This window comes from Klebsiella sp. 4_1_44FAA, from assembly GCF_000238715.1.
GTDB lineage: Bacteria > Pseudomonadota > Gammaproteobacteria > Enterobacterales > Enterobacteriaceae > Klebsiella > Klebsiella pneumoniae.
Genome location: NZ_JH414799.1, coordinates 840607 through 853659, shown reverse-complemented (window position 1 = coordinate 853659; position 13053 = coordinate 840607). Strand labels below are relative to the sequence as shown.

General features: G+C 57.7%; 8 protein-coding genes and 3 pseudogenes. 6 read left to right on the top strand and 5 right to left on the bottom strand.

All coding sequences use genetic code 11. The annotated features are described in order from the left end of the window. Positions 1–387: pseudogene (locus HMPREF1024_RS16510) on the bottom strand (quinone-dependent dihydroorotate dehydrogenase); the annotation flags it as partial. A gap of 249 nt (positions 388–636) precedes the next feature. Between HMPREF1024_RS16510 and ssuE the strand changes: the two are divergent. From ssuE to ssuB, 5 genes and pseudogenes are all read left to right on the top strand, one after another. Beyond that, positions 637–1212, top strand: a complete 576-nt coding sequence (gene ssuE, locus HMPREF1024_RS16515) for an NADPH-dependent FMN reductase (protein WP_002898296.1) — start codon at positions 637–639, stop codon at positions 1210–1212. Further along, a pseudogene (locus HMPREF1024_RS16520) lies at positions 1205–2204 on the top strand (sulfonate ABC transporter substrate-binding protein). The gene ssuE and the pseudogene HMPREF1024_RS16520 overlap by 8 nt, the downstream one beginning before the upstream one ends. Then, positions 2164–3309, top strand: a complete 1146-nt coding sequence (ssuD, locus tag HMPREF1024_RS16525; protein WP_002898293.1) for an FMNH2-dependent alkanesulfonate monooxygenase — start codon at positions 2164–2166, stop codon at positions 3307–3309. Before HMPREF1024_RS16520 ends, ssuD begins: the two are co-directional and overlap by 41 nt. A gap of 10 nt (positions 3310–3319) precedes the next feature. Further along, positions 3320–4110: pseudogene (ssuC, locus tag HMPREF1024_RS16530) on the top strand (aliphatic sulfonate ABC transporter permease SsuC). Then, the gene (gene ssuB, locus HMPREF1024_RS16535; RefSeq protein WP_004150838.1) at positions 4107–4880 is read left to right on the top strand and encodes an aliphatic sulfonates ABC transporter ATP-binding protein; all 774 of its coding nucleotides are present in this window, start codon (positions 4107–4109) and stop codon (positions 4878–4880) included. Before ssuC ends, ssuB begins: the two are co-directional and overlap by 4 nt. A gap of 204 nt (positions 4881–5084) precedes the next feature. On the opposite strand, the gene pepN is transcribed toward ssuB, so the two are convergent. After that, positions 5085–7700, bottom strand: coding sequence for an aminopeptidase N (pepN, locus tag HMPREF1024_RS16540; RefSeq protein ID WP_002898220.1), 2616 nt, complete (start codon positions 7698–7700; stop codon positions 5085–5087). A gap of 326 nt (positions 7701–8026) precedes the next feature. Between pepN and pncB the strand changes: the two genes are divergently transcribed. After that, positions 8027–9229 carry a nicotinate phosphoribosyltransferase gene (gene pncB / locus HMPREF1024_RS16545; protein WP_002898217.1) on the top strand — a complete coding sequence of 401 codons (1203 nt, stop codon included), beginning with the start codon at positions 8027–8029 and terminating at the stop codon, positions 9227–9229. A gap of 42 nt (positions 9230–9271) precedes the next feature. Here pncB and HMPREF1024_RS16550 read toward each other — a convergent pair whose 3' ends face one another. From HMPREF1024_RS16550 to HMPREF1024_RS16560, 3 genes are read right to left on the bottom strand one after another with little or no spacing between them, the layout of a single operon-like run. Further along, positions 9272–10438 (bottom strand): M20 aminoacylase family protein, encoded by a 1167-nt coding sequence (locus HMPREF1024_RS16550; RefSeq protein WP_004179190.1) that lies wholly within the window; start codon positions 10436–10438, stop codon positions 9272–9274. A gap of 18 nt (positions 10439–10456) precedes the next feature. Next, positions 10457–11695 (bottom strand): Zn-dependent hydrolase, encoded by a 1239-nt coding sequence (locus HMPREF1024_RS16555; protein WP_004141764.1) that lies wholly within the window; start codon positions 11693–11695, stop codon positions 10457–10459. A gap of 24 nt (positions 11696–11719) precedes the next feature. After that, positions 11720–13009 carry an aromatic amino acid transport family protein gene (locus HMPREF1024_RS16560; protein WP_004176676.1) on the bottom strand — a complete coding sequence of 430 codons (1290 nt, stop codon included), beginning with the start codon at positions 13007–13009 and terminating at the stop codon, positions 11720–11722. Positions 13010–13053 lie beyond the last annotated feature (44 nt).

Here is a 13053-nt window from a genome sequence, read left to right as displayed (position 1 = left end):
TTTTTTCACATTCTCAACCAGGTTATCGACGCCATGGTTATTAAAGCCCATGCGGTTGATCAATCCCTCGGCATCAACCAGACGGAAGATCCTTGGCTTATCGTTGCCCGGCTGCGGACGCGGCGTCACGGTGCCGATCTCAATCGAACCAAACCCCATCGCGCCCAGCGCGTCAATGCATTCCCCATTTTTATCCAGCCCGGCCGCCAGACCCAGCGGGTTTTTAAAGGTTAGCCCCATGCAGGTGACAGGCCTGGCCGGTACCTTCTGGCGAACCAGCATTTCCAGCGGCGTCCCGGTGACACGGCGTAATTGTTGAAAGGTAACTTCATGAGCGCGCTCAGGATCGAGCTGAAAAAGGGCTTTACGAACGAAGGGGTAGTACATGAACTCTCCTGGATTCCCGGTGTGCAAACCGGGGGCGTATTATGTGCGATCTGTTGCGGAAAGGGAATTGACCTGCGACAAAAAATCCCCCATCAGCGCAAACGATTACCTACCTCTCGCGCCATTATGCGCTTTTCGGCTATCTAACCGCGGATAAATCATTTAGGGAAATAATGGCCCTCTGTCACACTCACTATAAATGTTATCAATTATAGATAAATGCAAACATTTAGTTATAAGGAGAGAGAGATGCGCGTCATTACGCTTGCGGGCAGCCCGCGTTACCCTTCCCGTTCCAGCGCCTTGCTGGAATACGCCAGAGAGACGCTCACCGCCGCCGATATCGAAGTCTGCCACTGGCATCTGCAGAACTTTGCCCCGGAAGACCTCCTGTACGCTCGTTTTGACAACCCGGCGCTGCAGACGCTCAATGAACAGCTGGCCGGGGCTGATGGCCTGATCATCGCCACGCCGGTGTATAAAGCCTCGTTCTCCGGCGCGCTGAAAACGCTGCTCGACCTGCTGCCTGAGCGAGCGCTGGAGGGCAAAATTGTGCTGCCGCTGGCCACCGGCGGCACCATCGCTCACATGCTGGCGGTGGACTACGCGCTGAAGCCAGTGCTGAATGCCCTCAAGGCCCAGGAGATCCTCCATGGCGTCTTCGCTGATGACAGCCAGGTGACCGATTACCAGCATAAGCCGCAGTTTACCGCGAATCTGCAGCGGCGCCTTGATGACGCCCTGGAGACCTTCTGGCAGGCGCTGCATCGCCCCAGCAGCCGTGCGCCGTCGTTAACATCTCTGCGTGGGGTGGAGCATGCTTAATCCTCTCCGCGCCCTGACTCTGGGCGGACTGCTGCTATTCTCTTCGCTGGGTCACGCCGCCCCGGCGGCGCCTGACGCTCTGCGCATCGGCTACCAAAAAGGCAGCGTCAGCATGGTGCTGGCGAAGAGCCATCAGCTGCTGGAGCAGCGCTATCCGCAAACCCATATCTCGTGGATTGAGTTCCCGGCCGGTCCGCAGATGCTGGAGGCGCTGAACGTCGGCAGCATTGATATCGGCAGTACCGGCGATATTCCGCCTATCTTTGCCCAGGCGGCAGGCGCCGATTTGGTCTATATCGGCGCGGAGCCGCCCAAGCCCAAGGCGGAGGTGATCCTGGTGGCGCAGGGCAGCCCGATTCATAACGTTGCTGAGTTAAAAGGGAAAAAGGTCGCTTTTCAGAAAGGCTCCAGCTCCCACAATCTGCTGCTGCGCGCCCTACAGCTCGCAGGTCTGAAATTTAGCGATATTCAGCCGGTTTACCTTGCCCCCGCCGATGCGCGCGCCGCCTTCCAGCAGGGCAATGTCGACGCATGGGCCATCTGGGATCCGTACTACTCCGCCGCGCTGCTGCAGGGCGGCGCCCGGGTACTCACTGACGGAACAGATCTGAAACAGACGGGATCCTTCTATCTTGCTTCCCGGCCCTACGCTGAACGCAATGGCGCTTTCATTGAAGGCGTACTCGACACCTTTACTCAGGCCGATGCCCTGACCCACAGCCAACGCGCGCAAAGCATTACGCTGCTGGCGAAAACGATGGGCTTACCGGAGGCGGTGATCGCCAGCTATCTGGACCATCGTCCCCCCACCGCGGTTACCCCGGTGAGCGCCGAAACCGCCGCTCGCCAGCAGCAGACGGCAGACCTGTTCTACGAGAACAAGCTGGTGCCACAAAAAGTTGATATCCGGGCCCGCATCTGGCAGCCCACCGCCACACAAGGAGCGAAATCATGAGTCTGAATATGTTCTGGTTTTTACCGACCCATGGTGATGGTCGTTATCTGGGTACCGAAGAGGGTGCCCGTCCGGTCGATTATGGCTATCTGCAGCAAATCGCGCAGACGGCGGATCGGCTGGGCTTCACCGGCGTGCTGATCCCGACCGGACGCTCTTGTGAGGATGCGTGGCTGGTCGCGGCCTCAATGATCCCGGTGACGCAGCGGCTGAAGTTCCTTGTCGCCCTCAGGCCAAGCGTGGTATCGCCGACGGTGGCCGCGCGTCAGGCGGCGACCCTGGACCGGCTGTCAAACGGCCGGGCGCTGTTCAATCTGGTCACCGGCAGCGATCCTGCCGAACTGGCAGGCGACGGCGTCTTCCTCGACCACACCGAGCGCTATGAGGCCTCGGCTGAATTTACCCACATCTGGCGCAAGCTGATGGAGGGAGAAACCGTCACCTTTAACGGCAAGCATCAGCGCGTTCGCGACGCCAAACTGCTGTTTCCGCCACTGCAGCAGCCGCGTCCACCGCTCTATTTCGGCGGCTCGTCTGAGGTGGCGCAGGAGCTGGCCGCTGAGCAGGTCGATCTTTATCTTACCTGGGGAGAACCGCCGGCCCAGGTGGCAGAGAAAATAGCTCAGGTGCGAGAGAAAGCCGCCCGGCATGGTCGCCAGGTGCGTTTTGGCATCCGTCTGCACGTGATCGTCAGGGAAACCAACGAGGAAGCGTGGCAGGCGGCGGACAGTCTTATCTCCCATCTTGACGACGAGACGATCGCCCGCGCCCAGGCGGCTTTCGCCAGAACCGACTCCGTCGGCCAGCAAAGGATGGCGGCCCTGCACAACGGGCGACGCGATAAGCTGGAAATCAGCCCCAACCTGTGGGCTGGCGTGGGTTTAGCGCGCGGCGGCGCCGGGACCGCGCTGGTGGGCGATGCCGCCACCGTTGCCGAACGGATCAATGAATACGCCGCGCTGGGTATCGATAGCTTTATCTTTTCCGGCTATCCGCATCTGGAAGAGGCGTACCGGGTCGGAGAGCTACTGTTCCCCCTGCTTGACGTCGCGGTGCCGTCCATCCCGCAGCCGCAAAACCTGCGCCTGCAGGGGGAAGCGGTCGCCAACGAGTTTATTCCGCGTAAAGTAGCGCAAAGCTGAGGAGACCGTGATGGCAAAATCAACCCATCCCCTGTTGTTACGCCTCGCCCCCTGGCTGCTGCCGGTAGGGACGGTCATTGTCTGGCAGCTGGCCTCGTCCGTCGGCTGGCTGTCGACGCGGGTGCTGCCCTCGCCGAGGGGGTATTGAAAGCGTTCTGGACCCTCTCGGCCAGCGGTGAGCTGTGGCAGCATCTGGCCATCAGCTCATGGCGGGCGCTGGTCGGCTTCGCCATCGGCGGCTCGATCGGGCTAATACTCGGCCTGATCAGCGGCCTGTCTCGCTGGGGCGAGCGTCTGCTGGATACCTCGATCCAGATGCTGCGCAATGTCCCGCATCTGGCGCTGATCCCGCTGGTGATCTTGTGGTTCGGCATCGATGAGACCGCCAAGATCTTCCTTGTCTCGCTGGGCACCCTGTTCCCGATCTATATCAACACCTGGCACGGGATCCGCAATATTGACCGTGGGCTGGTTGAGATGGCGCGCAGCTATGGCTTATCCGGCTTCGCCCTGTTTCGTCACGTGATATTACCCGGCGCCCTGCCCTCAGTTATGGTCGGCGTGCGTTTTGCCCTTGGTCTGATGTGGCTGACGCTTATTGTCGCCGAAACTATCTCGGCGAATGCCGGCATCGGTTATCTGGCGATGAACGCGCGTGAATTTCTGCAAACCGACGTGGTGGTAGTGGCGATCATCCTTTACGCCATCCTTGGCAAACTGGCCGACGTCTGCGCCCAGCTGCTGGAACGGCTCTGGCTGCGCTGGAATCCGGCGTATCATCTTCAGGAGGCTAACGCATGAACACTGCCCGTCTCAACCCAGGTATCCCGCTGCTGCTGAACGGGGTGACGAAACGCTATGGCGACAACACCATTCTTAACGAGCTGGATCTGCATATTCCCAGCGGCCAGTTTGTGGCGGTGGTAGGCCGCAGCGGCGGCGGCAAAAGTACCCTGCTGCGCCTGCTGGCAGGTCTGGAAAAACCAAACGCCGGCGAACTGCTGGCTGGCGCGACGCCCCTGGCGGCGATCCAGGACGACACCCGGATGATGTTTCAGGATGCGCGCCTGCTGCCGTGGAAAACAGTGATTGATAACGTGGGGCTGGGGTTAAAAGGCGCCTGGCGCGACGCCGCCCTGCAGGCGTTGGCCAGCGTCGGACTTGAAAGCCGCGCACAGGAGTGGCCGGCCGCGCTGTCGGGTGGGCAGAAGCAGCGCGTTGCGCTGGCCCGCGCGCTGATCCATCGCCCGCGCCTGCTGCTGCTGGACGAACCGCTGGGGGCGCTGGATGCCCTCACCCGTCTGGAGATGCAGGAGCTGATCGTCTCCCTGTGGCAGGAGCATGGCTTTACGGTCCTGCTGGTCACGCACGACGTCAGTGAAGCGGTGGCCATGGCCGATCGGGTGCTGTTAATTGAAGAGAAGAAGATTGGCCTCGATTTAAGCGTGGATATCCCGCGACCGCGGCGCACCGGTTCGGCGAAGCTGGCCGAGCTGGAGGCTGAAGTACTGGATCGGGTGATGAAACGCGGCGACAGCGAGCGTGCGCCGCGTTTGTTTAGTCATGGCTGACCGGCGTAACTGTCTGCTGTCTGAACGGGGGCATATCGTCATCCGACATGTCCCCGGCTCGCGCGTTGCACTGCCGGGCTACCAACGCCAAATCAGCCGTGTATTCCAGGTCGGGTAAGCATCGCGCCGCCCGACAACATCACCACGCTAACGGGTAACCCGGACAGGGCGCAAGGCGCGCCGCAATCCGGGGTTATGCCACCGTTACGCCAGCGCCTTACTGATTTTCTCGAACAGGTCGCCAGAGAGATTCTCCAGCCCCTTCAGCTGCTCCAGCGCGGCGCGCATCAGCGCCTGTCGCTTCTCATCATAACGCTTCAGACGAATCAACGGCTCAATCAGGCGCGACGCCACCTGCGGGTTACGCTGGTTAAGCTCGGTCAGCATCTCCACCAGGAACTGATAGCCGCTGCCATCTTCAGCATGGAACGCCGCCGGGTTGCTGCTGGCGAAAGCGCCGATTAACGAGCGCACACGGTTCGGGTTGCTCATGCTGAACGAACGGTGGTTCAGCAGACCGCGCACGGTTTCCACCACGTTGGCTGCCGGGCTGGTGGACTGCAGGATAAACCACTTATCCATCACCAGACCGTCCTGATGCCATTTGTCATCGTACTCCTGCATCAGCGCATCGCGGCACGGCAACTCAGCGGCAACCGCCGCCGACAGGGCGGCCAGCGCGTCGGTCATGTTATCTGCCTGGTGATACTGCGTCGCCACCAGCTTATCGCCCAGCGTCGGTTCCGCAAACGCCAGATAGCGCAGGCAGGTATTGCGCAGAGCACGTTTACCAATATCGGCGTGCTCCACCCGATAGCTGTCGAGCTTATTGGCGTTATAAACCGCGAGGAATTCGTCCGCCAGTTCGTTCGCCAGGGTGCGGGTGAGCGCTTCGCGCACGGCAGCGATGGCGATCGGATCGATAATCGCGAACATCTCGGCGATTTCGTTGGCTGACGGCAGGGTTAAGATCTCAGCGGCCAGCGCCGGATCAATCTTCTCATCCAGCAGGATGGCGCGGAAGGCATCCGCTACGTGCACCGGCAGCGACAGCGGCTGCCCCTGCTGATGGCGGTTGACGTTCAGCTTGATGTAAGTCGCCAGCAGGCTCTGCGCCGCATCCCAGCGCGAGAAATCATTCCGCGCGTGACGCATCAGGAAGGTCAGCTGCTGATCGCTCCACTTGTATTCCAGTTTCACAGGCGCTGAAAATTCGCACAGCAGCGCCGGCACCGGCTGGAAATAAACGTTATCGAAGACAAACGTCTGCTCGGCCTGGGTCACATTAAGCACCGGGTGTACCGGGTGACCGCCCTTCTGCAGGGGGATCACCTTGCCCTCGTTATCGTACAGCTCAATGGCAAACGGGATATGCAGCGGCTGCTTCTCGGCCTGCTCGGCGGTCGGCGGCGTACGCTGGCTGATGGTCAACGTATACTGCTCGGTCTCCGGATTATAGTCGTCATGCACGGTGACGATTGGCGTACCGGACTGGCTGTACCAGAGGCGGAAGTGCGACAGGTCGACGTTAGAGGCATCTTCCATCGCCTGCACGAAATCGTCGCAGGTGGCGGCGCTGCCGTCATGGCGTTCAAAGTACAGCTGCATCCCTTTCTGGAAGTTTTCTTCACCCAGCAGGGTGTGCAACATGCGGATCACTTCGGCACCCTTTTCATAGACCGTCAGGGTGTAGAAGTTGTTCATCTCGATAACCATATCCGGACGGATCGGGTGCGCCATCGGGCTGGCGTCTTCGGCAAACTGCAGCCCGCGCATGGTGCGCACGTTGTTGATGCGGTTCACCGCCCGTGAGCCGAGGTCGGAACTGAACTCCTGATCGCGGAACACGGTCAGCCCCTCTTTCAGGCTGAGCTGGAACCAGTCACGACAGGTGACGCGGTTGCCGGTCCAGTTATGGAAATATTCATGACCAATCACGCGCTCAATATCGAGGTAGTCTTTATCGGTGGCGGTATCGGTACGAGCCAGAACATATTTGGAGTTAAAGACGTTGAGTCCTTTGTTCTCCATGGCACCCATATTAAAGAAGTCGACGGCGACAATCATATAGATATCGAGGTCGTACTCGAGGCCAAAGCGCTCCTCATCCCACTTCATAGAGTTTTTCAGCGAGGTCATCGCCCAGGGCGCGCGATCGAGGTTGCCGCGATCGACGTACAGCTCCAGCGCCACTTCGCGGCCAGAGCGGGTGCGGAATGAATCGCGCAGGACGTCAAAATCACCGGCCACCAGCGCAAACAGATAGCACGGCTTCGGGAACGGATCCTGCCACTGTACCCAGTGACGACCGTTCTCCAGCTCCCCTTCCGCCATACGGTTGCCGTTGGAAAGCAGGAACGGGTATTTCGCTTTATCGGCGATAATTTTGGTGGTAAAGCGCGCCAGCACATCCGGACGGTCCAGATACCAGGTGATATGGCGGAAACCTTCCGCTTCGCACTGGGTGCACAGCGCTTCGCCTGACTGATACAGGCCTTCCAGCGCGGTGTTCGCCGCCGGGCTGATCTCATTGACGATGGTCAGGGTGAAATGCTCCGGCAGGCCGCCGATCACCAGCTGATTGTTTTCTTCTTTATAGTCACTCCACGGCTGGCCGTTCACCTGCAGAGCGATCAGGGTCAGATCTTCGCCGTCCAGGCGCAATGGCACATCAGACGCAGCCGCGTGGCGGGAGACCTTGCTCTCGGCCGTAACAACGGTTTTTGCGGCATCCAGGTCAAAGGTCAAATCGATATCGCTAATCAGATACTCCGGCGCACGATAGTCGTGGCGGTATTTGGCTTGGGGCTGTTGTGTCATAAAAAACCTTTAGCATCTTCGGTAAAGTGTCGTCCCAGTCTATTCCTGTTGTGTCAATCGCGCTATGCAGAATCTTCATCTTTTCAACGTGAAACACGGAAATCGCTACATTTTGTTAACACTCGCGGCACGAAATGCCCTCGACCCGACGCAAAGCTTGTGGTGTGATCCATGTTCAATATATTAAACTAGGCCTCGCAAATGACCGTCAGCGTCACCATTGCTCGCCATCGCGGGACAGAGTCGGGTAATAAAGGTATACTCCGCCTCCATTTTCCGCGTTGGTTTCGATGGAACGCTCCAGTGAGAGGATGCTACTGCGCACCATGACACAATTCACTTCTCCTGTACTGCACTCGCTGCTTGATACGGATGCCTATAAGCTGCACATGCAGCAGGCTGTCTTCCACCGCTACGGCGATGTGCATGTGGCGGCGGAGTTTCGCTGCCGCGGAGACGACCTGCTCGGCATCTATGCCGACGCGATCCGCGAGCAGGTGGAGTCCATGCGCGACCTGAGGCTGCGGGATGATGAATATCGCTGGCTGTCCACCCTTCCCTTTTTTCGCCAGGATTACCTCAACTGGCTGCGCGATTTTCGCTATGACCCGAGCCAGGTCACGGTCAGCAATGACAATGGCAAGCTGAACATTCGCCTTACCGGCCCATGGCGGGAAGCCATCATGTGGGAAGTCCCGCTGCTGGCGGTGATAAGCGAGTTGGTCCATCGCTATCGTTCACCAGAGATGGGCGTCGATCAGGCGCTCAACACGCTGGAACATAAGCTAGGCGACTTCGCCACCATGACCGCTGACCTCGACATGAGCGCCTTCCGTCTGATGGACTTCGGCACCCGCCGTCGTTTCTCACGCGAGGTGCAGGAAGGTATTGTGCGGCGTCTGCAGCAGGAACCATGGTTTGTCGGCACCAGCAATTACGATCTGGCGCGCCGTCTGAATTTAACCCCGATGGGTACCCAGGCCCATGAGTGGTTCCAGGCCCACCAGCAGATCAGCCCCAGCCTTGCCAGCAGCCAGCGGGCGGCCCTTGCCGCCTGGCTGGAAGAGTATCCCGACCAGCTGGGCATCGCGCTGACCGACTGCATCACTATGGATGCGTTCCTGCGCGATTTCGGTCCGGAATTCGCCACCCGCTATCAGGGGTTGCGCCACGATTCCGGCGACCCGGTGGAATGGGGAGAAAAAGCTATCGCCCATTATCAGAAGCTGGGTATCGATCCGCTGAGCAAAGTGCTGGTCTTCTCCGATAATCTCGACCTGGCGAAAGCCGTCGATCTGTATCGCCACTTCGCCTCGCGGGTGAAGCTCAGCTTTGGGATCGGCACCCGTTTAACCTGCGATCTGCCGCAGGTTAAACCGCTCAATATCGTGATTAAGCTGGTGGAATGTAACGGCAAGCCGGTGGCGAAACTCTCCGACAGCCCGGGGAAAACTATCTGCCACGATAAGGCCTTCGTCCGCGCCCTGCGCGAAGCGTTCGACCTGCCGCCGATTAAAAAGGCAAGCTAAAAAACTTGGCCCGACGGCATTCTGCTATCGGGCCAATCAATATCACTCCTGCGGCAGACGGGTTCTGACGACCTCGGCAAAATACTCCGCGCCAGTTAGCAATATCTCATCATTAAAGTCGTAGCAGGCATTATGCAACGGTGTATTGCCCTGAGCATCTGAACTATCGCCGTTGCCTAAAAAGATGAAACAGCCGGGGATTTTTTGCAGAAAAGCGCCAAAATCCTCCGAAATCATCATCTGTGCGACGTTGCCGTCCACCTTCTCAGCCCCTACCACGTTAATCGCAGCGGTGACCGCTACATCAACGCATTGCTGCCAGTTCACCGTTGGCGCAAATTCATGGGTATAGCTGAACTGGCACGTCGCACCGTGCATCGCGCAAATCGCTTCGCTAATGGTACGCATTCGTTCTTCGAGCAGCATCTGTACCTCCGGTGCAAAGCTGCGCGTATCCCCTTTGATTTCGACGTGCGTCGGAATCGCATTGCGGATGCCATCGGTGTGCAGTTCAGTACAGGAAATGACCGCTGGCACGTTCGGATCAACATTTCGCGAAACAATTGTCTGCAAAGCCAGGATGATTTCCGCCGCAATGACCAGCGGATCTTTCGCCATATGCGGCCGCGCCGCATGCGCTCCCTGCCCTTTAATACGAATAATAAAGTTATCTTCACTGGCCATAATGCCACCGACTCGCGTGGCGATAGTCCCGGCTTTCATACCCGGCATATTATGCAGACCGTAGATTTCCTCTATGCCAAAGCGTTCAATAACGCCATCGTCCATCATCGCTCTGGCGCCATAGCCAGGTTCCTCAGCAGGCTGAAAAACAAAGCAGACCGTGCCGTTAAAATTCTGCCGCTGCAATAGCAACTGCGCCGCGCCCAGCGCAATGCAGGTATGACCATCATGTCCGCAGCCGTGCATCCGCTCGGCGGTCATGGAGCGGTAAGACCAGTCTCCCTGTTCGGTCAATTGAATGGCATCGATATCGGCACGAATAGCGATAACGCCCTTCCCGTCGCCGCATTTCAATCTCCCCACCACCCCGGTTTTGCCAATATCGCGGTGCACCTCAATGCCCATAGCTTCGAGCTTTTCGGCAATAAACCGTGAAGTATTCTGCTCCTCGAAGGCGCTTTCCGGATGGGCATGCAAATAGTGACGCCAGGCGATAAGCTGCTGCTTTAGCTGTTGCTGATTCATTCTCTGCTCCTGTAAACATTAGTCCATACGCTGGGCGCGCTGTAAAACCACCTGCAGCAGCACATTGGCGCCAGCAATCAGATCTTTGGCTGCGCTATGTTCTTTGACGTTATGGCTAATGCCATCGACGCAGGGGACAAAAATCATCCCGGCGGGACATACCGACGCCATAAATTGTGCATCGTGTCCGGCGCCGCTTGGCAAACGTCGGTAACTGAGCGCCTGACGCTCCGCCTCGGCTTCCACCGCATTGACGATCTCATCGGCAAAGATGACCGGATTAAAGCGCACCAGTGAGCGGCTGGTTATCTCCACGCCCTCTTCCTGCGACGTTTTCGCGACAAATTCGGCTAATTGCTGCTCCGCCAGACATAAGATCGCATTATCGGTATTGCGGAGATCCACTGACATGACGACATGGTTGGGAATGACGTTGATTAGATTAGGCTTCACGCTGAAATGTCCGACGGTAGCTACCTGATTACCACCAAGGCTTAGCGCCAGCTCACGGGCAAAAACAGCGATTTTCGCAGCCGCCAGCCCGGCATCACGTCTCATGGACATTGGGGTTGTACCCGCATGATTCGATACGCCTCTCAGGGTAAATTCCTGCCACGAAATACCCTGTACGCCGGTAACCACGCCAATATCAATCTGCTCTTTATCAAGAATTGGTCCCTGTTCGATATGCAGCTCAACGTAGCTATCTACCGCCATATCTCCCGGCTGACGTTCGCCTTTATAACCAATGTTACGCAGCGCTTCATCGAGCGTGATACCGTCGAGATCTTTTGCCGCGAGCGCCTGCGCCAACGGATACTCGCCGGCAAACACCACGCTGCCCATCATATCGGGCTGAAATCGCACCCCCTCCTCGTTAGTAAAGAAGGTTACCGCCAACGGTCGTCGGGTGCGGATCCCGGCATCCTGGAGGGTGGCAATCACCTCAAGGCCGGCCATAACGCCGTAGTTGCCATCGTATAACCCACCTGTGGCGACGGTATCGATATGTGACCCCATCATCACCATCGGCAACGTCTCCTCGCCGTGATAAACGCCGGTGACATTGCCGATAGCATCAATTGACACGCTCAGGCCCAGCGCCTTCATGCGGGCTACAACAAAGTCCCTGCCGGCTTTATCTTCGGCAGTCGCTGCCAGGCGGCATACGCCGCCGCCTGGCAGCGCACCATGTTCGCCAAGTGCATACAGGGAATCGATAAGCCGTTGGCCGTTAATCTGCAGATAATGACTCATATAACATCTCGCTAATAATGGTGGTTATTGGAACATGCCGTAAAAAATGGCAGATACGGTGATAAGACCGATCAGGGTGACGAAAACGTTGCTCGCTTTACCGCGCCAGGGGGCAAGTACCGGTAATTTATGAATGGCGTACATAGGCAACAGCAGCAGAATTGCCGCCCCGGTGGGACCGCTGATGCATTCGATAATACCGAGGATACTGGGGTTCTTGTACGCGGCGAACCAGCAGGTAAGCACCATAAACACCAGGATGACCGCGTCGACGAGGCGAATACCTGGTTTTTTACCGCGTGCGGCGGCGGCCTCCAGAATCAGGTCGCGCAGCGATTCATAGGCGCCGATGTAGTGGCCAAGAAATGATTTAGTAATAGCGACAAAGGCGATAATCGGCGATAGCCAGGCAATAATCGGTGTATCGTACTGATTGGCCAGATAGGACAAAATCGACAGATTCTGGGCTTTGGCTTCCGCCAGTTGCTGCGGCGACAGGCTTAACACGCAGCTGAGAACAAAAAACAGCACCACCACCGTCATGAGCAGGATACCGTAGCGCTGGATCTGCGCACATTTACCCTCAGCGAGCGCCAGACCGTAACGCTGCTTCTGGCGCACCACCATCGGCGAAATGATGGGATAGTGGTTAAACGACATCACCAGTACCGGGAAGGTCATCCACAGGGATAACATGATCCCCTGCCCATCGCCCGTGGCGCTGAAGCTTACGGTTTGCAAAATTGCGCCGTTCCAGTGCGGAATCAGAAAAAGTGCCATAAAAATAAGCGAGATGATGAAGGGATAAACCAGGGTGCTCATCACCCGCATTATCAAACGCTGTCCGAAACGGACGATAAACATCAGCCCGAGGATCAGAACGATGGCCACCAGCGACCGGGGAGGCTCGGCCATTGCCAACTGGTGGGTGATAAAGCTCTGCGCGGTGTTGGTGATAGCCACCGCATACATAATCAGAATGGTATAGACGGCGAAGAAATAGATGACGGTAAATACTTTTCCCGCCAGCGCGCCAAAATGCTCGCCAATAACATCGGTAATACTGCTTTCCGGCGTATTGGAAGAGTAAATGAATCTCGCCAGACCGCGGTGAGCCAGATAAGTAATAGGAAAAGCGAGGACAAAAACAATCAGCAGCGGCCAGAAGCCGCCAATTCCGGCATTAATCGGCAGAAACAGCACCCCGGCGCCAATGGCGGTACCGAACAGGCCAAGGACCCAAACGGTATCTTCGCTATGCCACTTTGCGGGATCGGAATATCCTTTATTGATAATTATATTTTCAGTATTCATCGGTCAGGTTCTCTCTATGCATGACGCGAAAGCGCGTATGTTTT